The sequence below is a fragment of the Nitrosopumilus sp. genome (assembly GCF_025699125.1).
Lineage (GTDB): Archaea > Thermoproteota > Nitrososphaeria > Nitrososphaerales > Nitrosopumilaceae > Nitrosopumilus.
Genome location: NZ_JAILWC010000002.1, coordinates 63,482 through 85,866, shown reverse-complemented (window position 1 = coordinate 85,866; position 22,385 = coordinate 63,482). Strand labels below are relative to the sequence as shown.

Annotated in this window: 27 protein-coding genes and 2 tRNA genes; 9 read left to right on the top strand and 20 right to left on the bottom strand. The window is 33.2% G+C overall.

Going from position 1 to position 22,385, the window contains the following annotated elements; all coding sequences use genetic code 11:
- Positions 1-27: 27 nt before the first annotated feature.
- Positions 28-405, bottom strand: a complete 378-nt coding sequence (locus K5783_RS05870) for a hypothetical protein (RefSeq protein ID WP_297472920.1) — start codon at positions 403-405, stop codon at positions 28-30.
- Between the two features lie 76 nt (positions 406-481).
- Between K5783_RS05870 and K5783_RS05865 the strand changes: the two genes are divergently transcribed.
- The 3 genes from K5783_RS05865 to fsa are packed head-to-tail and all read left to right on the top strand — an operon-like array spanning position 482 to position 3,785.
- Positions 482-2,149 (top strand): ribulose-phosphate 3-epimerase, encoded by a 1,668-nt coding sequence (locus tag K5783_RS05865; RefSeq protein WP_297472917.1) that lies wholly within the window; start codon positions 482-484, stop codon positions 2,147-2,149.
- Positions 2,146-3,120, top strand: a complete 975-nt coding sequence (locus K5783_RS05860; RefSeq protein ID WP_297472915.1) for a transketolase family protein — start codon at positions 2,146-2,148, stop codon at positions 3,118-3,120. Before K5783_RS05865 ends, K5783_RS05860 begins: the two co-directional genes overlap by 4 nt.
- A complete protein-coding gene (fsa, locus tag K5783_RS05855; protein WP_297472913.1) occupies positions 3,117-3,785 on the top strand; it encodes a fructose-6-phosphate aldolase in 669 nt (222 codons plus the stop codon). Before K5783_RS05860 ends, fsa begins: the two co-directional genes overlap by 4 nt.
- Before the next feature lie 49 nt (positions 3,786-3,834).
- Here fsa and K5783_RS05850 read toward each other — a convergent pair whose 3' ends face one another.
- Positions 3,835-4,107 (bottom strand): hypothetical protein, encoded by a 273-nt coding sequence (locus K5783_RS05850; RefSeq protein WP_109876462.1) that lies wholly within the window; start codon positions 4,105-4,107, stop codon positions 3,835-3,837.
- An 86-nt stretch (positions 4,108-4,193) separates the two neighbouring features.
- Positions 4,194-5,219, bottom strand: coding sequence for a magnesium transporter CorA family protein (locus K5783_RS05845; protein WP_297472911.1), 1,026 nt, complete (start codon positions 5,217-5,219; stop codon positions 4,194-4,196).
- 268 nt (positions 5,220-5,487) lie between these two features.
- Between K5783_RS05845 and K5783_RS05840 the strand changes: the two genes are divergently transcribed.
- Positions 5,488-5,559: transfer RNA gene (locus K5783_RS05840), tRNA-His, on the top strand.
- Between the two features lie 10 nt (positions 5,560-5,569).
- On the opposite strand, the gene K5783_RS05835 is transcribed toward K5783_RS05840, so the two are convergent.
- Genes K5783_RS05835 through K5783_RS05820 form a run of 4 tightly spaced genes read right to left on the bottom strand, consistent with a single transcriptional unit; the run spans position 5,570 to position 7,355 of the window.
- The gene (locus K5783_RS05835; RefSeq protein WP_297472909.1) at positions 5,570-5,917 is read right to left on the bottom strand and encodes a hypothetical protein; all 348 of its coding nucleotides are present in this window, start codon (positions 5,915-5,917) and stop codon (positions 5,570-5,572) included.
- 40 nt (positions 5,918-5,957) lie between these two features.
- Entirely contained in the window at positions 5,958-6,716 is a 759-nt protein-coding gene (locus tag K5783_RS05830) for an SAM-dependent methyltransferase (RefSeq protein ID WP_297472906.1), read from the bottom strand.
- Between the two features lie 25 nt (positions 6,717-6,741).
- Complete coding sequence (locus K5783_RS05825) at positions 6,742-7,011, bottom strand: UPF0147 family protein (RefSeq protein WP_109876458.1); 270 nt, start codon at positions 7,009-7,011, stop codon at positions 6,742-6,744.
- Between the two features lie 35 nt (positions 7,012-7,046).
- Positions 7,047-7,355: a non-heme iron oxygenase ferredoxin subunit gene (locus K5783_RS05820; protein WP_297472902.1), complete on the bottom strand. Its 309-nt coding sequence runs from the start codon at positions 7,353-7,355 to the stop codon at positions 7,047-7,049.
- A 39-nt stretch (positions 7,356-7,394) separates the two neighbouring features.
- Here K5783_RS05820 and K5783_RS05815 point away from each other — a divergent pair, with 39 nt between their 5' ends.
- Positions 7,395-8,183, top strand: coding sequence for a GNAT family N-acetyltransferase (locus tag K5783_RS05815; RefSeq protein WP_297472900.1), 789 nt, complete (start codon positions 7,395-7,397; stop codon positions 8,181-8,183).
- On the opposite strand, the gene K5783_RS05810 is transcribed toward K5783_RS05815, so the two are convergent.
- The 9 genes from K5783_RS05810 to K5783_RS05770 are packed head-to-tail and all read right to left on the bottom strand — an operon-like array spanning position 8,180 to position 16,244.
- Positions 8,180-9,049, bottom strand: coding sequence for a fumarylacetoacetate hydrolase family protein (locus tag K5783_RS05810; protein WP_297472897.1), 870 nt, complete (start codon positions 9,047-9,049; stop codon positions 8,180-8,182). The genes K5783_RS05815 and K5783_RS05810 overlap by 4 nt on opposite strands.
- A 6-nt stretch (positions 9,050-9,055) precedes the next feature.
- A complete protein-coding gene (locus K5783_RS05805; protein WP_297472895.1) occupies positions 9,056-10,765 on the bottom strand; it encodes a glutamate--tRNA ligase in 1,710 nt (569 codons plus the stop codon).
- A 20-nt stretch (positions 10,766-10,785) separates the two neighbouring features.
- The gene (locus K5783_RS05800; RefSeq protein ID WP_297472891.1) at positions 10,786-11,766 is read right to left on the bottom strand and encodes a polyprenyl synthetase family protein; all 981 of its coding nucleotides are present in this window, start codon (positions 11,764-11,766) and stop codon (positions 10,786-10,788) included.
- The gene (gene idi / locus K5783_RS05795) at positions 11,753-12,403 is read right to left on the bottom strand and encodes an isopentenyl-diphosphate Delta-isomerase (protein WP_297472888.1); all 651 of its coding nucleotides are present in this window, start codon (positions 12,401-12,403) and stop codon (positions 11,753-11,755) included. Before idi ends, K5783_RS05800 begins: the two co-directional genes overlap by 14 nt.
- A 1-nt stretch (position 12,404) precedes the next feature.
- Entirely contained in the window at positions 12,405-13,148 is a 744-nt protein-coding gene (locus K5783_RS05790; RefSeq protein ID WP_297472886.1) for an isopentenyl phosphate kinase, read from the bottom strand.
- Between the two features lie 23 nt (positions 13,149-13,171).
- Positions 13,172-14,113: a mevalonate kinase gene (gene mvk / locus K5783_RS05785; protein WP_297472883.1), complete on the bottom strand. Its 942-nt coding sequence runs from the start codon at positions 14,111-14,113 to the stop codon at positions 13,172-13,174.
- Positions 14,114-14,136: 23 nt separating this feature from the next.
- Positions 14,137-14,760, bottom strand: a complete 624-nt coding sequence (gene rpsB, locus K5783_RS05780) for a 30S ribosomal protein S2 (RefSeq protein ID WP_297472881.1) — start codon at positions 14,758-14,760, stop codon at positions 14,137-14,139.
- A gap of 7 nt (positions 14,761-14,767) precedes the next feature.
- Positions 14,768-16,006, bottom strand: coding sequence for an enolase (locus K5783_RS05775; RefSeq protein WP_297472878.1), 1,239 nt, complete (start codon positions 16,004-16,006; stop codon positions 14,768-14,770).
- Between the two features lies 1 nt (position 16,007).
- Positions 16,008-16,244: a DNA-directed RNA polymerase subunit N gene (locus K5783_RS05770; protein WP_048117776.1), complete on the bottom strand. Its 237-nt coding sequence runs from the start codon at positions 16,242-16,244 to the stop codon at positions 16,008-16,010.
- A 52-nt stretch (positions 16,245-16,296) separates the two neighbouring features.
- Between K5783_RS05770 and K5783_RS05765 the strand changes: the two genes are divergently transcribed.
- A tRNA-Leu gene (locus K5783_RS05765) sits at positions 16,297-16,381 on the top strand.
- Positions 16,382-16,395: 14 nt separating this feature from the next.
- Here the strand turns inward: K5783_RS05765 and K5783_RS05760 are convergent.
- On the bottom strand, positions 16,396-17,010 hold the full coding sequence (locus tag K5783_RS05760; protein WP_297472874.1) for an RNA-binding protein: 615 nt from the start codon (positions 17,008-17,010) through the stop codon (positions 16,396-16,398).
- A gap of 73 nt (positions 17,011-17,083) precedes the next feature.
- Between K5783_RS05760 and K5783_RS05755 the strand changes: the two genes are divergently transcribed.
- From K5783_RS05755 to cobT, 3 genes are read left to right on the top strand one after another with little or no spacing between them, the layout of a single operon-like run.
- Positions 17,084-17,731, top strand: a complete 648-nt coding sequence (locus K5783_RS05755) for an NAD(P)H-hydrate epimerase (RefSeq protein ID WP_297472872.1) — start codon at positions 17,084-17,086, stop codon at positions 17,729-17,731.
- On the top strand, positions 17,728-18,336 hold the full coding sequence (locus K5783_RS05750; RefSeq protein ID WP_297472869.1) for a hydroxyacylglutathione hydrolase family protein: 609 nt from the start codon (positions 17,728-17,730) through the stop codon (positions 18,334-18,336). Before K5783_RS05755 ends, K5783_RS05750 begins: the two co-directional genes overlap by 4 nt.
- A 7-nt stretch (positions 18,337-18,343) precedes the next feature.
- On the top strand, positions 18,344-19,408 hold the full coding sequence (gene cobT / locus K5783_RS05745; protein ID WP_297472866.1) for a nicotinate mononucleotide-dependent phosphoribosyltransferase CobT: 1,065 nt from the start codon (positions 18,344-18,346) through the stop codon (positions 19,406-19,408).
- Here the strand turns inward: cobT and glmS are convergent.
- Genes glmS through K5783_RS05730 form a run of 3 tightly spaced genes read right to left on the bottom strand, consistent with a single transcriptional unit; the run spans position 19,395 to position 22,376 of the window.
- Positions 19,395-21,155 carry a glutamine--fructose-6-phosphate transaminase (isomerizing) gene (gene glmS / locus K5783_RS05740; protein WP_297472863.1) on the bottom strand — a complete coding sequence of 587 codons (1,761 nt, stop codon included), beginning with the start codon at positions 21,153-21,155 and terminating at the stop codon, positions 19,395-19,397. The genes cobT and glmS overlap by 14 nt on opposite strands.
- 51 nt (positions 21,156-21,206) lie before the next feature.
- Positions 21,207-21,818, bottom strand: a complete 612-nt coding sequence (locus K5783_RS05735) for a 30S ribosomal protein S4 (protein ID WP_297472860.1) — start codon at positions 21,816-21,818, stop codon at positions 21,207-21,209.
- A gap of 9 nt (positions 21,819-21,827) precedes the next feature.
- A complete protein-coding gene (locus tag K5783_RS05730) occupies positions 21,828-22,376 on the bottom strand; it encodes a 30S ribosomal protein S13 (protein ID WP_297472857.1) in 549 nt (182 codons plus the stop codon).
- Between the last annotated feature and the right edge of the window lie 9 nt (positions 22,377-22,385).

Sequence of the window (22,385 nt, the reverse complement as noted above, 5' to 3'; positions counted from 1 at the left end):
ATAATTTTGAAGTATTATTTAGATTTACTAAAAATTAATTTTTTTGCTATTAGTTAGTAAACTAGAGGATCTAACAAAAACTGCATTTACGGTTTTGCAATTTTGTTCACAACTATCATCAATTTTAACTGAAATTAATTTTTTTGTTCTTTTAGAAAAAAATGATTTTAATAATGGGTATATTGCTGCTCTTCCTCCATATGCAGTTTTTTTATCAATAAACCAAAACATTTCCAAAGCCGATTCATCTAAAATTTTGTCTCTTATCTTTTTTCCAAAATCTGAATAATGACCTACCATTGAAATTTTACCTCTGGCAAAAAAATCTACAGCTTTCGCAAATTTTATACACAAATAGCATTGATTATCAAAAACTACTATCGGAACATTTTCCATAATTTCCATATCTTCTCATATTGCCGATCCAATTAAAATATTGCAGAAGTAGATTTTTATTCAATTTACAAAGATAACGTTCGAGATGGGACTCAATTATTATCAAATCAAGAAAAATATTCTTAAAGCCAGAAAATTAGTTATCACGGCAACAAACGCTGCAGGTTCTGGTCATCCTGGTGGTTCTTTCTCAATGGCAGAAATAATGGGATGCTTATTCAATAAACATTTGAAATTTGATCCTCAAAATCCTCAATGGGAAGATCGAGATCGTTTAGTTCTATCCAAAGGCCATGCAGCACCTGGTTTGTTTTCTAATATGGCAGTAGCAGGTTATTTTCCAGAATCTGAGCTTGATACTTTACGAAAATTTGGAAGTAGATTACAGGGGCATCCAGATCTTAAATGTCCTGGCGTAGAATTTTGTGGCGGTTCATTAGGTACTGGATTGTCATATTCTATTGGAATTGCACTGGCTGCAAAAATTGACTCCAAAAATCATCATATTTACACAATTATAGGTGATGGTGAATCTGATGAAGGTCAGATTTGGGAGGCAGCAATGACAGCTGCAAAATACAAAGTTGACAATCTGACTGCTTTTCTTGATAGAAATTTCATTCAACAAGATTCTTACACTGAAAAAATTATGCCCCTTGATGAAAAATTAGAAGGCGATAATCTTTCTGAAATGTGGAAAGATGCTTCAAGATGGAAGACCGGCGATAAATGGAGATCTTTTGGTTGGAACGTAATTGAAATTGACGGTCATCGAATTGAGCAAATTAACTCCGCAATAGCCAAAGCAAATGCTACAAAAGGAGTTCCTACAATGATAATATCTAGAACAATAAAGGGCAAGTCTGTTGAACATATGGAGGATAATCCACAATGGCATGGCAAATCTCCAGACTCTGATGTTCTCCAAATTATTAATCTTGAATTAGATTCTCAATTTATGATTGCTCCATCAATCATTGCAGGCGATATGACAAATTTAGAAAATGAAATCAAAAGATGTGTTTCAGGCAGGGCTGACTATATTCATCTTGATGTGATGGATGGTCAATTTGTTCCAACCAAAACTTTTGATCATAATAAAATAAAAGAACTAAGATCACTTACTGTAATTCCATTTGATTCTCACTTAATGATTAATGAGCCTGTAAAACATGTTAAGGATTACATCGATGCAGGTAGTGACATAATTACAGTTCATGCTGAAGTAACTGATGAATCAAGTTTTGGAGAAATTCATGATTTACTTAAACAAAATCAAGTAGGTGTGGGTTTTGCTATAAATCCAGAAACTGAATTACCTGAATGGTTTTACAAATTCATACCATCACTGGATCAACTAATTGTAATGTCCGTAGTACCCGGAAAATCTGGACAAAAATACATTGAAGAGACGCACTCAAAAATGAATAGATTGAACGCCGTTTTAAAAGAACACAATTTTTCGGGTTATATTGAGGCTGACGGAGGCATAAATCTAGAAAATATTGGTTCTGTATTTACTGATGGAGCACGTGTATTTGTTGGCGGTGGAGCAATTATTGGACAACAAGATGTAAGATCTGCAATTAGAGATTTTAGAAATGAAGTTTTAAAATCTAGACGAAGAATTTTGCTTGATAAAGCAAATGAGTTAGGTGGAATTGATTTAGTGAAAAAATGGATTGGTTTGCATGTGGTAGGAGAAAAACAAGATCAAATTCAAAGAATTGCAAAGGAGGCAGGATATCTTTGAATGATCCTATAATGACTGATATGCGTTCAGCATATTCTAAAGCACTTGTACAACTTGGAAAAGAAAATCCCAATGTTGTAGTTTTAGGTGCTGATACAACTGATTCACTAAAGATTTCTGATTTTGGAAAAGAATTTCCTGATAGGTTCTTTAATGTAGGTATTGCCGAAGCAAATCTAGTTACAATTTCTGCAGGATTAGCTGTTTCAGGAAAGATCTCTTTTGCAAGTACTTATGCTATATTTTTACCCGGAAGAGCAGTTGATCAAATTCGTAATAATGTTGCATACCCATCACCTCCAGGGAAAAAAGGCCTAAATGTAAAATTAGTTTCATCTCATGGTGGTCTGTCTGTTGGACCTGATGGTGGCTCTCATCAGCAAATTGAAGATATTGCAATAATGAGGGTGATTCCAAATTTCAGAGTTTTAATTCCCGCTGACACTGTGGCCGTTTCTAAATTGACTCAATTAATGGCAAGAGAATATGGTCCTTTTTACATGAGAATGGCAAGATCTAAAACTCCATTGATTCATTCAGAATCTCAAGAATTTCACATTGGAAAGGGAATAACATTACGAGATGGTTCTGATTGCGCTATTGTAGCATGTGGAATTACTGTTAGAATGGCATTAGAGGCAGCTGATGCATTGCAACACGATGGAATCTCATGTAGAGTTTTGGATATGTTTTCAATAAAACCTCTTGATAATGAGTTATTGGAAAAAGCCGCAAGAGAAACTGGTTGTATGGTAACTACTGAAGAACATAATATTTTTGCTGGAATGGGTTCTGCAGTAGCAGAATCTGTTTCTGAATCTTACCCTGTTCCTATCAAGAGAATTGGCGCTCAAGACATGTTTGGGGAATCTGCTAGAGATGATGAGGTTCCTTTACTCTTGGAAAAACATGGAATAACATCTTTTAATATAGCAAAACAAGTCAAAGAAATTAGGAGCAAAAAATTATGAAGATTTTTCTTGACACTGCCAATTTAGATTCAATTAAAAAATTCAATGATATGGGATTGCTTGATGGAATTACCACCAATCCGTCTTTGATGTCAAAGGAAGGCGGAAATCCAAAGAACGCGATGGAGGAAATTACAAAAATTATCAAAGGTGATGTTAGTCTGGAAGTTGTCAGTACTGAATATTCTGGAATGATTGAAGAAGGTAAGCGACTACGTGAATATGGAAATAATGTTGTTGTTAAAGTTCCTATGACTCCTGATGGACTTAAAGCGTGCAAATCACTTTCCTCTGAAGGAATTCCTGTTAATGTTACATTGATATTTTCTGCAAATCAAGCTTTACTTGCAGCAAAATCTGGTGCAAAATATGTTAGCCCATTTATTGGAAGGCTAGATGATATTGGTCAGGATGGAATGAAACTAATTGCAGATATTAAAGAAATTTTTAAAAATTATCCTACATTTAAAACTCAAATTCTTGTTGCAAGTGTGCGCCATCCTGTACATGTAGTTGATGCTGCAAAAATTGGAGCTGATGTGGTAACTTTACCACCTGCCGTGTTAGATAAGATGTTGCAACATCCCTTGACAAAAATTGGGTTGGAAAATTTTCTTGCAGATTGGGAAAAGCTAAAAGCTGGAAATCCTGATGTTAAAATCTAATAAAATATAAGCAATCTTGAAAAAATCTTAAAAATGAAAAATTGAGGTACTATTTTGAACCTTTGTTAGTACTTTTTCTTGAACTAGTTCCTCTGCCTGTAACTCTAGTCATTCCTTCTGTTGAAGGTCTAGCTTTTGGATCAGGCATATCACCTAGCTTTCTTGAACCAGTTCCTCTGCCTGTGTGAACCATTCTATTTGCTGCTGCTTTTTTCCTTGCTTCTTGGATTTTCCTATATTCATCTCCTGACCATTTAGATGGATCATCATCAACTTCGATGGTTCCTGTACCTCTACCAGTTCTAATTCTAATTTTCCCCATAATTTAGTTTAAAACATCTCTTATTTATCTAAGCTTCTTTTTTGCATCTGTGGTTTTCAACTAATGAAAAACCTGTGGTTGATATTTTAACTGCTGATCCAGCCCAATCTTCTAAAATATACGAACATCAGAATTGCAGGTATTGCTGATGCAAGTATGACAATAACGAATGTTGTAAAAGGACCTAGAAACATAACATCATCTCCAATTCCTCCTGGTAAGTTTACGTTCATACCGTAAAATGTCCCGATCACTGTTGCTGGGATTGCTAAAGTAAAGATAATTGTTAATACTCCTAACACCTTGTTTGTTTTTTCAGTACTTAACACAAAGTCAGTATCTTTGTAAATCTCCATAGTTTCTCGTGATTCTTCTAATGTTTCAATTACTTTGTCTATGTGATCAATTACATCGTCAAAATACAGTGTAAGCTCTTCATGTTCTTTATCTGAATATCTTTCAATATTTTTTGCAATTTCTAAAACAAATTTTTTCAATGGATTGGCAATTCTTCTTAATCTGTTAATTTCTCTTCTTAATAGTGAGATGCTTCTTGCTACGGATTTTCTTTCATCAAATACTCTGTCTTCCATTTCATCTAGGTTTGCAATAATCTTTCTAGATGTGTGCAGGAGATCATCTACTAATACATCTATTATTTCGTGTAGCAAATACCCTGGAGATTTTTCTAAAAGTCTGTTTTTTCTTTCTTGATCTGAATCACCCATACATAATTCAACCAATTCCACCAATGGGTTAAGATCTCCTTGATGAACTGTGATTAGAAAATCTTTGCCTACAAAAATGGACAATTGACTATTTTTTGATATTCCTACTTTTTGTGAAAGTGGAGGAAAATGTAGAATTACAAAGAAATGATTATCATAACTATCTAATTTTTGGAGTTCAAACTTTGTTAAACAATCTTCTACATTAAGTGAATTTAGATTGTGTTCTTGAGCCAGTTTTTCCATTTGCTCTCTGTCTGGATTTTGAAGATCCAACCATGTGAATTTTCCACCTTGAATTCTCTCAATTTTTCTTTGACTAGAATCCTCCTCAAGGGTTCTTTTTCCTGTACGTAATTTTTTAGTGATGAATCCTTTTTTCAAGTTGAAAAATACCCATATACAACAAATTTAAAGCGATCGACGTTATTTGGTAGAAAAACTATAGTTCATCACGAATAAGACATTTTTGAAATAATCTTTTACTTGAATGGAAGTAAGTAATTCATTCCGACCCATGTTAATCCAATTGCGATTGCCATTGCTACCCACCATAATCTCATAACACAAATCCCACCTAGTTAATAATAAATCTACAGTCTAATTTCCAGCTAAAAGATTATTACAGGATAAACAAGATTTCTTCTTTGTGGCCTTCGTAGTACAGTGGTTAGTATAGAGGATTGTGGATCCTCGGACAGGAGTTCGATTCCCCTCGAGGGCCCGCTCAAATTTTAGAATATTCCAAATTTGCTAGATTCCATCTCTTCTTTTATGGCAATTTTGAATCTAGGTGATTTACTTTCTATGTTCTTTGTTAACCATGTGAGGAATTTTTTTTCGATTCCCCTTCCTTTTAATTTATCAAAATCCGAACCCATCATTTCTGCCAGTTTTTGAACAAGTGATTTATTCACACTTAATACAAAAAAGTGCCAACCAAAGGCAAACTCGGAGTCTGTCATCGTAAAGTCTTCTTCGCCATGAACCATTTCTTCTAAAAGTGATAATTGATGTGTTAAAGCTTTGCTAGTTTTATCGTAATCTACCGCAGAAACATTGATGTTGATTCTTCCTTCCATACTCAATTTATGTTAAAACAAAATAAAAAGATTGCATGCATTATTCATCCAACAAGTGTTCAAAATCAATATCAAAATGCATTTTCATAATGTTAATGTATGTTTGAATGGATTCTGGAATTTCTTCACCACATGCCACCCCTAACTTTTTTGCATTAATCCAAATCATCAGGGTTTGAATTATTGTTAAAAATCGATCATTTTGAATCTCAGGCATTCCAATTGACTTTGTATACCTTTCTGCAAATTCCCATGCTGTTACAAAATCTATACATTTTACCCCAAAAATAGATAATAATTGCTCTTGTAGATTTTCTGCTCTTTTGAATGGTGTTTTATTGATGATGTATGGAAAATTCACTTCATCTGGGAGACAGTCCTGAAGTGGTCCCCAAATCGTAATTATTTTTGTTTCTGGTTTGAGATTCTCAAATTTTTTCATCATTTTATTTATCATGTTTTCATCTGTAAACCAAAATAAGATCACTGATGCTTCTGAAATGTCTGAATCCTCTATGCTCGTACAAATGAATTGTACGCGATTACTCTCTTCAAAAGTCTCTTTTGCATGCTGAATTTTTTCATCATTATTGTCTATTCCTATGGCCTTTTTTACATTGAATTCATTAATTGCCATCTTTACCCCTTTTTCATTTCCGCAACCTAAATGATAAAAAATATCATTTTTCCCCAAATTCACAAACTTGAAAATCTCTCTCAATGATTTTTCTGGAAGATGAACATCTTCTCCATTAAGTATATTCTCAGGAAGTGTTTCTAAATATTCTTCGATTTTCAATATTCAACATAAAGTAAACGAGAATTTATTCTCTTATGCTTTCTAATTTTGAAACTGCTTGCCATAATTGAGTTCTTACATATGATGGCATGTTAGGATCTTGTGTAACATCGTCTAATAGGCTGATTGTATTTGCAGCTCTTACTGATAACGAATATTCTTCATTGTTCAAATCTACGATTAAGTCTGTGATGGATTTTTTTATTGTCTTTGGAGTTGAATTGCTAGAAACAATTTGATTTAACGTGTCAATTGCTTCTTTCATAGATTCTTTATTCTGAGCGTTATCGGCCATTTTATCACATTCTATTAAAAATTAGAGGTATATAGTTACATCTCTACAAATACGCTATCTGATTCTACGATAACATTGTATGATGTTAAATCCCTTATTTTTGCTGGAAATTTTACCAATTTTCCAGTTTTACAATCAAATTGTGCTGCATGCCAACCACAAGTAATTATGCCTTCTTCTAATTTTCCTTCGGATAAACTAGAACCTGAATGAGTGCAAGAATCATCTGTAGCACAATATTCTCCATCAATATTTGCAACTAGTATATCTCTTCCATCGATGGAAACTTTAATCATTTTTCCAGGAGGAATATCTGATGTTTTTCCAGCAATTATTTTTCCCATTGAAGTTATTATCTAGCATTTCTTAATATTTTTTCGTATATGGCAAAAATGATGATCCGAGAGGCAACAATAGGTGATAAAATTCCAATTTTAAAATTTTGTCAAAATACTTTTTCTTGGGGTGACTATATAGAACAAGTTTGGGATTTTTGGCTATCTGAAGGAAATCTTTTCGTATTTGAAAAACAATTCCCAGTTGGAATTTGTCACGCATTTTATTTCAAAGATCAAATTTGGATTGAAGGTATTCGAATTGATCCTGATCATCGTAGACAAAAAATAGCCTCTAAACTAGTAATGCATGCTGAAATTGTAGGTAAGGCAAAGAATGCTTCTTTTTCATATATGTTAATAGACATTCAAAATTCTTCATCATTGAAAATGGCGCATTCTTTAGATTATGAAATATTTCAAACATGGAATTTTTTTTCACTGTTGCCAAAACATAATCTGAATCATAAAATACAATTTGAAAAATCACTTAACTTAAAACGTTATAATCATTATGTAAAATCTTGGAGATGGCTTCCTTTGGATGATTCCACTCTTTCTAAATTTTATGATGAGAAAAAAATTATCAAATCCACAAGCCTTGAAAATGATTCAATTGCTATTCTTGCTGATTCTGAACATTTCACTAAAACCTTGATTGTTACATTATTTTCAGGTTCAGAAAACTCTGTTCTAGAATTAATTTCATTTTTACAAAACTATGCAATGGAAAAAAAATATGAACGAATACAAATTTTAACACAAGAGTATTTGCCAACATTTGATACACTAGAACATAAAATTTCGTTTTATTTGATGAAAAAATGTTTGGTTTAATTTGATTTTACAAACTTTATTGTGTTACTTAAAATTCCAAGACCTTCTATTTCCATCTCTACTTTATCACCATCTTTTAAAAATACCGCATTTGGTTTGTTTAACATTACTCCAGCTGGAGTACCTGTAGAAATTATATCTCCCTTTTCCAAAGTCATCACCTGAGATATTTTTGAAATAATTTCTGGAATTTTTATGAACATGTTGTTTGTAGAAGAGTCTTGTCTTAATTCTCCATTTACCTTTGTTGTTAGTTTTAGATTTTGTACATCCTTAATTTCATCTACTGTTGTGATCCATGGTCCACAAGGAGCAAATGAATCAAAACTTTTTCCTCTTGTGAATTGCTTATCTTTGAATTGAATGTCTCTTGCTGATACATCGTTGAATATCATGTATCCAAAAATAGCACTTGATGCATCTTTTACGCTGATATTTTTACAGTTTTTTCCAATTATTAGGGCTAATTCTACTTCGTAGTCTAATTGTTTAACAAAATCTGGGCATACGATGTCCGATTCTGTGCTGTTAAGTGTAGTTCTTGGCTTTATCACGATGGCAGGATCTTCTGGTGCTTCCAATCCTTGTTCTAATGCGTGATCTACATAATTGAATGCTAAACAGATAATCTTATTTGGATTTGGAATTGGAGGCAATAATTTGTATTTTGAAATATTTTCTGCATATGGTAAATCATTAATTTTATTTTTAATTTCATCATACCATCCGTCAAAAAGAAAATCTTTAACATTTTGTGGAATTGGAACTCCTGTAAGGTATGTGATCTCATCTTTTGTAGCTACATTGTCTCCATTTACAAAACCGTATGTTTCATTATTCTCATATAACAATCGCGCTATTTTCATTTTAGATCACTTGTGTGTGAAAATTGCCTGATTTTGTGAATCTTTTCTACAATATCCAAATCTAACAAATTGAATTTCTTCACCTTCTTTTAATTGTAGATAATGCGGTTCTGTATACACATCTAATTCTTCTAAGCTCTCTTCATTAAATTCATCTCCTATGAATAATGCTTTTGGAATGATCATCTTTATTCCATGAGCAGTTTTTTGAGGAACCCATTGTATTTTTGGAATGTCTTTTGCATTCTGAACATCAACTAATTCTCCTTCGAATTCTGAACCAATTTTTTTAATCATAATGTTTCCAACACCTAAAAGTCTGATCAGATCTCCTTCTTTGAAATTATTACCATCTTCTCCAGAAACGTAAAAGTTTTCATCAATCTCAATTTTTCTTTTTCCCATATCATTAACTGGATGATTTGGAATTTCCACATATGAAATTGACAAATTTTTGACTAGGAGTTTTTTTGCATCACTAACCATGAATAATCTGATACTTTCTGCATCCACAAATTTTCGATTAAATGCTTCAAGAGAATCAAATGGTGCAAGAGTATTTGCTTTAGTTAGACCTAACGACATGATGAATTTTCTAATCGCCTCAGGTTTTATTCCCCTTCTTCTAAGCGCTTCAAGAGTGGGCAATCTTGGATCATCATACCATGAAACCTTTCCTTCCTCAATCAATGGTTTGATGATTCTTTTTGAAATTGGCATTCCTTTGAATTCTAATCTTGAGAAAAACCCTTGGTGTGGTTTACGCATGTTTAGCGCATCTAAAATTTCATCAATCAATTCTTTTCTAAGTTCAAATTCTTTTGAACGAAAGGCATGTGTTACTCCATCAATGCTATCTTCAATTGCTACTGCCATATCATAACTGGGCCAAATTCTAAATTTTTCTCCCAACGTGTAATGCTTCTCATCAATTATTCTGAATAATACAGGATCTCTCATTACTGCATTGTCTGCTTTCATATCTCCCCGAAATCTAACAATTGCCTCTCCCGCTTTGTATTTTGAATTCATTTTTCCCCAATTTTGATTGTTTTTATCAATGTCATTCATACTGCATTTACAGGATTTTCTTTCTCTTCTGTTCCTGCTGATATCTTCTCTTTTACAAGTACAAACATACGCCTTTCCAGAATTAATCAATTCTCTACATTTTTCGTAAAATATCTCCATATCGTCTGAAGTATTCTTCACCTTGTCAAATTTTATTCCCAACCATTCTAATCCAACTTTAATGGCAGCATGATATTCCATACGTTCCGCTTCAGGATTTGTATCATCCATTCTTAGAATAAATTTTCCGCCATACATCTTTGCATATTCTGAATTTATTATAGCGGCTTTTGCATGTCCTATGTGAGGATATCCATTAGGTTCTGGAGGAAATCTTGTGACAACTTTTCCCTGTACAGCATCTTTTAATTCTGGAAGTCCCTCCCTTTCCTCAATTTTTTCCTTAGGTTGTAAAATTTCTGGAAAACATTCTCGAATCTCTTTTTCTTGCTCTTCAGATGATAATTGATTTATTGTGCTGACAATTTCGGAAATATCTTTTGAAATTTCTTTTACCTTGTTTCGATATTCTGGTTTTGTGCCGAGAATTTTTCCTAAAATTATTTTATCTTGAGTTTTCCCTCCATGTTCAAATGCATTTTGAAGTGACATTTTCCTAATTTCTTTTTTTAATTCTTCATCCATTCTTGTTTTTCCTATTCCTACTATACACTTCTTTTTACTACAAAATCTAACAACGATATGAGTTCTGTTTTGGCAGGACCCGAGTATATTGAAAGAGATTTTTCAGCCCTATCTGCATATTTTAGAGCTTGTTTTCTTACATTTTCCTCAATATTGAGAGAACGAATTACATCTATTGCCTTGTTAAGATCGTTTTTTGAAATTTTTGAATTTCCAAATGCCTTCAAAATTATTTTTTTATCTTTTCCTTTTGCTGATTTTATTGCTATTAAAATTGGAAGAGATTTTTTGCCCTCTCTGAGATCATTTCCTACAGGTTTCTTTGTAAGTTTTGGGTCGCCCATGACTCCAATAAGATCGTCTGTAATTTGAAATGCTATACCTAAATTTCTTCCAAATGATGAAAGATTTGAAATATCTTTGATTTTACTTGTTGCACATATTGCCCCCATTGCACATGACACATCAAATAGTGCTGCAGTTTTTTTGCTTACCATTGTGATGTATTCTGCCTCTGTTGGAATTTTTCCTTCTTCTGCCATTTTTACATCTAACAATTGACCTTCACATACGTCCACGCACGCTTTAGCTAGTCTAGACACGAGTTGAATTGTAGCATTTGGTGATAATTTAGAATCTGTAATTACTTGAAATGCTTTTGAAAATAAAACGTCTCCCGCAAGAATTGCAATTGGCATTCCAAATTTTTTATGCACTGTTGGTACTCCATGACGCATTTCATCATTGTCCATGATGTCATCATGAACCAAAGTGAAATTGTGAACCATTTCTACTGCACTTGCAGCTGGCATCGCATTGGAACTTTTGCCTCCTAAAATTTGGCAACTTCTAATCACCATGTATGGTCTAAGTCTTTTTCCTCCATTTACAATTAGATGTCCTGCTGCATCATAGAGTTTTTTTGGATTTCCTTTTAGTTTTGAATTAAGATACCTGTTTACTGTTTTTGCATTTTTTTCAATCTGTTTAGTTTTTTTCATTTACTAACCTCCATTTCTCTTTTGGCAGATGAGTCTCTATTGCTTTTTGTAATCCTTCATGCACTTCACTATTCATCCATGTAGTTAGGATGTTTGCATATTTTTCAAGCATAGATTGATCAGATTTCTCTAGTAATTCTAAAGCAATTAGCATCCAAGGACAATAGTTTTGAGGATTTGTATTTAATTCTGAGAGTAATTCCTTTGACGAAATCCATTTTATTTCATCAATTTCTCCTTCAATCTCTTTTAGTTTTGAGGATTTGTCAATTACTCCAACCAATGTTCCACAAATTTCGTTTTCAGAACCTATGTCTTTGTACGGAACATGATACTCAAATTTATGCAAATAATCTAATGTTCCTGTTATTCCTAGTTCTTCAGGCATTCTTCTTTCTCCTGATGACACATATGTCTCTGATTCTCTTGGATGGCTTGCAAATGTTCCGTCCCAATCGTTTGGCCAAAGCATTTTTTCTTTTGATCTTCTTGTAAGTACTAGCCTCCCATCCTGATCAAACAATAGTGCGGTGAATGCTCTGTGAAGTTTTCCATTTGGTAAATGGCACTTTACTTTTTCTTCACTGCCAATTGGGTTGTCATTTTCATCAACTAAAATAACAAATTCATCCGTCATTTCATTTACTCCTGAACAATGTTCCTTCGAATTTCCTATTTTTAACAGCTTTTACAATTCTATCTGGCTTATTTCCATTCACAAAGAACACATTCATTCCCATTTTTGAGATTTTTGATGCTTCCTCTACTTTTCTAGTCATTCCGCCAGTGACATCCATCTTATTTTCTGATATTGAAGGAAGTTCACCTTGTAATTCATAAATTAGTTTTTTTGACTTTAGATCTGAATAAAGCCCATCTTCATTTAATGCAAAAATGCAGAGTCTTGGTTTCAATATTTTTGCAAGGTGTGTCATGATTTTATCTCCAGATAAAATGAATGTTTTTTTCTGACCATACCATAATGCATCTCCATATGTTACTGGAACTAACCCCGATTTGGCAATTTTTTCAATCTCTTTGATTTTTTTAGTAATTGGTTTATTTCCTGACATGAAATCTGTTGGTGGCAAGCAATATGGATTTAATTTAAAGTATAGTAATGAATCTAAAATTATTTTGTTTAATTCTATCATTGAATTTTTGACAATTGCAACTCCTCTTGGATTATATTTTTTTTCTTTTGTGTGCATATCATATTTTACAGACCAATAATGTCCATAAGATCCGCCGCCATGAACAATAATTATTGGTTCCTTGATTTTCTTTAAACTCTTTGAAAGATTATCGATTGATTTTTTTCGTGGTGATAATGGTTTTTCTTTATTCGTGATAATTGAACCACCCAATTTTATTAGAATCATGCTGTTCACAATTATTTAGTTAATTAAAAAGTATCCAGTCCTTTAAAATCAATTTTTACTGAAAAGCAATCATAATTGTTATTTTTGAATCGTTTTATTGTATTATCCAAATTTGAATCATCGGTGAGAGCAAAAATACATCCTCCGCCACCAGCACCTGTTATTTTTGCCCCAAAAGATTCACTGTGACCTATTTTTACCATTTCTTTTAATTTGTTGTTTGATATTCCTATTTTTTCAAGATATTCTTGATTCTGAATAACTTTTTTTCCTATTTCTATTATGTTATTTTTTTTTAATTCGTTTAAGACATCCTCGACCAATTTGGATTCTTCTTTACATAATCTGGAAAACTCTTCCTCATTATTTTCTTTAAATTCTCTAACTCCAGCAACAATCGTTTCCGTTGAATGCTCTATGTTGGAATTTGCAATTACTAAATGAAAATTAGGCTTGGATTTTATTGTAGTAAACCCGTCTTTTTTATCATACTCCATTATTCCTCCATATGTGCAAACAGTACAATCTGCACCTGAAGTATTTTCAAAAATTGTTTTTTCCGCCTCAATTGCTAGTTTTAGAATTTCTTCTTTTGTGGTATTTGAAAATAATCTGGAAATTGCTGCAGCACCAGCCACACAACATGCAGATGAAGATCCTAAACCCACTCCTAATGGGATGTCTGATTCTACAGTAATTTTAATTCCTGTTTCATAATTTTTTATTATTTTGTTTGCTAAATAATAAAATGGTTTTAATGGAGAATTAATCTCTGAAATTAATTTATTTGGTTCTAATTCCAATTTGCCAATATTTGATTTGATGGAAATTTTTCTCTCTTTTGTTTTTTCTGCAGTGACTGTTATTCTTTTATCAATTGCACATAGTATTGCTTTTACTCCATAAACAACAAAATGTTCTCCAAAAAGAATTACTTTTCCTGGAGCAGAAGCTTTAGATTTCAAGTGAATGCTTAATTCTGATTAATTTATTCGATTTCCTCTTCGGTAATCTTTGTTTCAAAATCATCAATTTCATACTTCATTGATTCATCTTCTTTTAGTTCTCCTCTTTCTATGAGAACTTGACGTACTAACAACCAGTATACTGTAGCAAGAGCTTTTCTTCCTCTATTGTTTGCTGGAATGATCACATCTAGATTTGATGTGATGTTATCTGTATTTGCAATTCCTATGATTGGAATCCCTGCATTTGTTGCTTCAATAATGGCTTGTTCATCTACTTGAGGATCTGAAATTAATACTAACTTTGGCTCAATGTAATATGGTAATGAAGGGTTTGTCAATGTTCCCGGCATAAATCTCCCAAGAAGTTTCTTGGAATTTAACATCTCACAGAATCTCTCAATTGGTGTTTCTGCGTATTGTCTTCCTGAACATACTATGAGATTCTCCGCACCTAATCTGTTGATAAATTTCGCTGCAGTTTTAATTTTCTCTAGCGTAATGTCTAGATCAAGCATGTAAAGCCCTTCAGGGCTGGCTTTGGTGATAAATGATCTCATGAATTTTGTCTTTACTTGTGTTCCTACTCTAATTCCAGTAGCCAAGATCTTCTTTTTAATGTCAGTTGTTTCTGTTTGTTGGCTCATGACGATTTTAAATCTCTGCCATACCGCATATTAAATCATGCTCTGAGAGGCGTAATAATTCATTTAATTTTGCTACTCTTTCTCCCCCAACCACTCCTACTTTGAGCATTTTTGACTTTGTAGCAAGACCAATATGCGAGATTTGTGAGTCTGTTGATTCTCCCGATCTGTGTGATGTGATTAATTTAATGTTGTTTTGGTTTGCAACGTTGGCAAATTCTAGTGCATCATATAGACTACCTGCCTGATTAACTTTGAGAATTGCTGCGTTACATGATTTTAAATCAATTGCTTTTGTCAAAATGTCTTTGTTTGTGACTGTTAAATCATCTCCTGTAACTAATATGTCTGGAAATTTCTTTGTCAGTTCTGCCATTCCTTCAAATGCTTCTTCATGTACTGCATCTTCTGCATAAATTAATTTGAATTTCTCAATAATGCCTGCTGCAAAATCAATTTGTTCCTCAGGAGAATTTTCAAATCCTGCTCTGTCGTACACATATTTTCCTTTTTCTTCATTCCATTGAGTAGATGACGCAAAATCAACCCCTAATGACACTTCTTTTCCTAATGTAAATCCTAAATTCTCACAGGCTTTTGCTGAAACTTCCAAAGCTTTTATATTTTCTAATTTTGGTGCCCATCCACCTTCGTCGCCTCTGCCATTTGTAAAATGTGGGTCTTCTTTTTCTAAAACACTACGTAATTCTTTATGAACTAACAAATTAGTTTCAATGGCGTCTTCAATTGTTTTTGAACCTGTAGCACAAATAAGTATCTCTTGAATATCTGGAGTGCCGGGACCTGCATGTGCTCCGCCCCCTAGAATATTCCCTATTGGGAATGGAAATTTGAATGATGATTCTTGCGACAGTATCTGAAACAGTTCTTGTCCCAAAGCTTTTGATGCCGACTCCATTGATGCAATTGTTACTGCAAAAGCTAATGCTCCTCCAATGTTTGAGTAATTTGTAGAATTATCCAAACTTTTCAAAACACTATGGATTCCTTTAAGATCTGATGATTCTAATCCTATGAATTTTTTTGAATTTTCTTTTAAAATTTTTAAACTCTCTTCTGGTTTTCCATTGGGAAAACTAACTGCTTCATATTTTCCTACACTTGCTCCTGATGGTGCACAAACCCTTCCTACAAATTTGCCCTCGGATTCAACATCTACTTCAATTGTTTTTGTTCCTCTACTATTGTATAGAATACGTCCTTCAATTGAGGATATTTTGGCCAAGTTATTCTAACTCAGATTGAACTTCTTGTTTTCTTCTCTGAATTGCTTCATAAAATGGGATTACTTGCTGAATTGTTTCAACAGTTGTCAAAAGCATTCTTCTGCAACAATATCTCTCAATTCCTAAAGAATCCAATGTTTTTACTGGATCTTCTCCAGATTTGATTTTATTTTGATAATCCTCAAACTTATCTGCAACTAAATTTCCACAAGTAAAACATCTAACAGGAATTAACATACGAACGAAAAAGTAATCAAGGATTATAAAAACCATGCAAGGGAGTTTCACTGCGGGCGTCGCCCAGCCTGGCCAAAGGCGCTAGCTTGAGGGGCTAGTCTCTTAGGAGTTCGTGGGTTCAAATCCCATCGCCCGCATTAAACTTTAAAAATTATTTTTCTAGTTTTTGTAAAGTTTTAATTAATTCACTTCGTCGTTTCTCTTCTGTGATTGCAGATCTAACATCATCTACTAATATTCTGTTTACGTCGATTTTTCTTCTGGCCTCTTTTACTACTTTATCATATAATGAAAAAGTATACAGCTGAAGATACAAATTTTCCATTATATCGAAAATTCTTGTAGCTTCGTCAATTTTTCCAATCCTAATTTTATCAAACACCATTCTTTTCAATTCTCCTACACAATCCAGCAATCCTAGGACATATGATTCTGGCATTACTGATAATTTTTTATCTGATGGAATTTCTTTTTTTTCAACAATTGCTATGAGAGATGCCGCCTCTACAAATTCTTGTTCTGGTGTTATTAGATATCTTTCGAGTCCTCCTGTTGATTTTTTCTTATATTTTTTTAAGAGAATATCTGCCTGTTTTAAATTATTTTTACCTGTTGAAAGTTCACCTTTATGAACTGCAATAATTGCTTTGCTACAAAGAATGATTATTTCTCTAGTATTTTTTAATAAAAATTCTCTTGAATCCTGAATGTCTCCTAAAGATTTTGAAATTTTATTTAATGAAATTTTGACATTTTTTAGCGTCATAATGAAAATATCTAAAAACTAGGATAAAGCCGTTTGCCAAACTCTTATTTTGGATATGATTTTCATTTACCGTATGGAAATTACTGTGGATCAAATGTATCGAATTGAAAATAAAGGTCATGATATGGGATTTTTAAAAAAATTCATGATGGAAAATGCAGGTGCCGCATCAGTTAGAAGATTAGTTGACAAACTTGGGAACGTAGAATCAAAAAACATCATAATTTTCGTAGGTTTGGGAAATAATGGTGGTGATGGTTTAGTTATGGCAAGACATTTAGCTGGTTATGATGCAAAAGTAATTGTTGTGCTTCTTGGAACTTTTGAAAAAATAAAAACTGAAGAAAGTAATTGGAATTGGTCGATATTAGAGAAAATGACTTCTGTTAAATTAATGACTGGAAATTCTTTTAATTTTGATTTTACTCCTGATGTGATAGTTGACGCTATCTTGGGAACTGGTATTTCTGGAGAAATTAAAGAACCATATGCATCTGCAATTAATTTTATCAATCAAACAGACTGTTTCAAGTTTGCAGTAGATGTTCCATCTGGATTAGATCCTCAAACAGGTGAGACTGCAAATATTTATACAAAATGTGATATGACTGTGACATTTCATAAAATGAAACAAGGAATTCCTAAAAGAAAAGATTTGACAGGTGAATTGTTTGTAGAAAAAATTGGAATTCCTCCAGAAGCTGAAGAGGGAATACTGTGAAAGTTCATCAAATTCAAGTTGGGAATATGCAGAATTTTTCTTACATTGTAGAAGATGAAGATACGGGTGATGCAATAATTATTGATCCCTCTTGGGAATTAGTAGAATTGGAAATGATCATTAAAAGAAATAACCTTAAAGTCAAATACATCGTAAATACTCATCATCATTTTGATCACACTTTGGGAAATGAAGCAATGGCAAAATCAACAAAATCTCCAATTATTCAACATGAGTTTTCTGAATTACCGCATGATATTTCCGTAAAAGATGGTGATTTTATTGAATTTGGTAATTCAAAATTAAAGGTACTCCATACGCCAGGGCACTCAAAAGACAGCATTTGCCTAATAGGTGATGGCAAAATTTTTTCAGGTGATACATTGTTTGTTGGAAATTGCGGTCGAATTGACTTGCCTGGAGGAAGTGTACAAGATCTGTACCATAGTCTGTTTGATGTTCTGTATTCATTAGATGATAATCTGGTATTATATTCCGGTCATAATTACGGTCCATCAGAAGTGTCCACTATTGGACAAGAAAAGATCACTAACCATGTTATGCAAAAACGAACTGAACAACAATTTATTGACATGATGGGATAGTGATTTCTTGGAAAATTTTGAACTGCATGGTAATATAGATCGGGCAAATAATTTTTTTGAAACTATGAAATCTGGACGATTTCTTTTTTCATTTGTTATTTCATATACTGAAACATGTGAAATTCCTGGAATAACTTTTGCTGGCGCAGATATGAACTCTATTCAGTTTACTCCGCCTGCTGATGCAGAGTATCTTCACTATGGATATTGTAAAACAATTGATAAAATTCCAATGACTCCTGATGGAAAACCTACTCCTGGTTTACTAACAAAAACTGCATTAGAATCTGCTAGTATTCCTCATCTAACTATTAATGCGGGTAGTAAAATTGTTCCACAATTACCCTTTGTTGAAGCAGGTTTGTCATTTGGAAAAAATATTTCGATTTGTGAGGCTATGACTGATTCTCAAGTTTCTCATGCTGTAGATTATGGCAGAATTGTTGGAAGAAGTTTGGCATCTCTCACTGATTGTCTAGTGATTGGTGAAAGTATCCCGGGAGGAACTACAACTGCGTTGGCTGTATTGAGAGGATTAGGATATGACGCCAAGGTAAGTTCTAGTATTCCAAACAATCCTGTATATTTAAAAAACCAAATTGTTGATTCTGCACTTGAACGAATTGATTCAGTTCACCCTTATAGTATTGTGGCAAAGGTTGGTGATCCTATGATTCCCTTTGTTGCTGGCATGCTTAGTTCTGCCTCTGATGTATCTAAGGTTATGTTGGCTGGTGGAACCCAGATGGCTGCAGTTTTAGCTTTTGCATCTAAAATTGGATTCAATGAAGAAAATTCTGTGATTGGAACAACATCATACATTACACATGATGAAAGTGCAAATTTTACAAATCTGGTTCAAGAAATTGCTGACATTCCGGCAATTTCTGTAAATCCTAATTTAGAAAATTCTAGATATTCTGGTCTTAAGGCATTTTCAGAAGGATTTGCAAAAGAAGGTGTAGGTGCTGGTGGAAGTATCATATCTTCCATGATAAAAACTGGAAATGATTCTATAAAATATTTGGATTTAGTTGAAAAAGAATACCATCGACTATTTACTTCACTGTGACTGATTTTGCTAAATTTCTAGGATAGTCCGGATCTGTATCTTTTTCAAGTGCTGCATAATATGATAACAATTGTATGGGAATAATTTCTGAAATTGGAAACATTAACTCTTCCACATTTGAAATATCAATCCAATAATCATACACATCACTTTCTATGTCTGAAATTCCTATGATTTTTGATCCTCTAGCTTTAATTTCTCTCGCACTAGTTAGTGTATCTAAATATGTTGAATCATTTGGATTGATGATTAATACAAATACACTTTCATCCATTAAAGCAAGTGGACCGTGCTTTAATTCTCCTCCTGGAATTCCTTCTGCATGAATGTATGTGAGCTCTTTTAGTTTCAAGGCAGCTTCAATTGCAATAGGATAATGTATTCCTCTTCCTAGAACATAGATGTCTGAAATATTTTTTAATTTTTGTGCAACAATCTGAATCCTTATGGGTTTGTCCAATGTTTTAGAAATTGATTTTGACATCTTATCAAAATCAATCTTCATTTCATTATTACTTAATTTTTGTACAATCTTGTAAATTATCACAAGTTGTGATGTAAAACTTTTAGTTGCTGCAACTCCTATTTCTGGCCCACAATTCATCCCAATAACCACATCTGCTTCACGTGCAAGAGATGATGTGAGAAGATTGACAATAGCTATGATTTTACATTTTGCTTTTTTTGCAATCTTTACTGCGTCTAAAACATCTGCGCTTTCTCCACTTTGGGATATTGCAATTAGAATCGAATTTTCTTCAATACTATCAGGTGAAAACTGAAGTTCACTTGACATAATGGGTTCTACCTTAATTTTGGCATATTTTGAAAACATTTGTTTTGCAATTAGTGCAGAATTATAACTTGTTCCACTTCCCGTGATGTATACATTTTTTGCATGTCTAAGATAATCTGCAGTTTTATCAATTGCGTCTAATGTTTTTTCTCCAGCTTTCAAAATTGTCTCAGGTTGTTCATAAATTTCTTTTAACGTAAAATGTGCATAATCTCCTTTGTATGCATCTCCAAATTCTTTAGATACTTTGGTTATTCCATATTTTGCATGATTTCCATCAAAATCCAAGATCTGAAATCTATCTTTATCTAAAATTACAAAATTTCCATTTTCCATGTAAATTGCATCATCTGTATACTCAATGAATCCTAGAACATCACTTGACAAAAAGAAATCATCTTTTCCAACTCCAATAATCAACGGTTCATGATATCTTGCTGCTGCAAGCTGCCCATTTTCAAACATTGCAACAAATGCATAATGGCCTTTGATCTCTGAAACTGTTTTCATTATTGTTTCTTTGACATCTCCGGTCAACTCATAATTTTTTTGAAGCAAATTTGCAATTATTTCACTATCTGTTTCACTTTTGAAACTGTACCCTTCATTTTCTAATCTTTGTTTTAATTCCTCAAAATTCTCTATAATTCCATTATGTACTATTGCAATTTTTCCTGAATTACTTGGATGAGGATGTGCATTGGTATCTGTAACTTTTCCATGAGTTGCCCATCTTGTATGACCAATACCGATTTTTCCAGGCATTATGTCCAATTGAATTTTTGAATTTACTTCATCGACTTTTCCAATACCTTTCTTTAATTCAATTCTGTTATCTGATTCCGTTGCAACTCCAACACTATCATATCCTCTATACTCCATTCTTTTTAATCCCTTAACAAGAATTGGTGCTGCACTAGTCTTTCCATAATAGCCGATAATTGAACACATGTTAATCTCTCTGATAATGGGGGTTATTTACTGATAAGCCTATTTTTTTGATTATTCGGTTGAAGAACTTTCATCTTTTATTGGTTCTTCAACAGCAGTTTCTTCAACAGCAGTCTCTACAGTTTCTTCAACAGGAGTTTCTAATACTGGTTCTTTTGATTTTGTTTTCTCTAACATTTCTGGTATTTTGGATTCTGGTGAAAAATGAATGTTGTTCTCTTCCTCAACTGTAACAGTATATGATGGAATGTCTACTTTTCTTTCTCCAATCATAATGTGACCGTGAATCACTGCTTGTCTTGCTTGATATGGTGTCTTAAATCCCAACTTCTTTGTTACAATAGTTTGCAATCTACGTGAAAGCAAATCATTGGCATTTAGATTGAGTACATCATCTAATGTTGCATCGCTACTTACCAAACCAATTCTTGCAAGAGATTTCATTAGAATTGGTTCTTTCTCTTCTCTAATTTCTTGTCTTAGTGCAAGTAATGATCTTGCTTGGTGTCTTACACGTGACAATTCTGTATGTGCTTTCCATAATTCTCTTTTTGTTCTTAATCCAAACGTACCAAGAGTTTTTAGCTCTTCCATTTTTAATTCATAATTGAGTGGTCTCTTTGGTTTTCTCCAAACTCTTCGTGGATATTTTGGATCTCCCATTCAAAACACCTATTCTGATTTCTCCGGTGCCGGAGCTGCCGCTTCTGCCGTTGGAGCTGCTACTTCTGCTGCAGGTGCTCCTGCACTTCCTTTCTTTACTGGAGCTGCCATTCCTCCTTTTGCAACTCCTACTGCTCCGCCTTTTCTTCCTGATGTTCTAGTTCTTTGTCCTCTAACTTTCAAACCGCTAAGATGACGATATCCTCTCCAACTTGCAGTTATTCTTTCTCTTTCAATATCATTTCTTAATGTAAATGGAATGTCTGATGTCAATAAATGCAAATTTGCACCTGTTTCAATATCTTTTCTTCTGTTGAGAAACCATGTTGGAAAATTCCCTCCAACTGGATCTGTAATTAATTTTTCAATTGCTTGAACATTTTCTTCTGTAAGATTTCCTATATTGGAATTTGTGTTTATTTTTAATGTGTCTAGAATCGCTGTGGCAAAATTGTATCCTATGCCTTTTATCTGGGTCAATCCTACAAGCATTTTACGCTCTCCTGGGATATCATTACCCACAATCCTTACAATGTGTCTATATTCTTGAGTACTCAAGTATTCAAA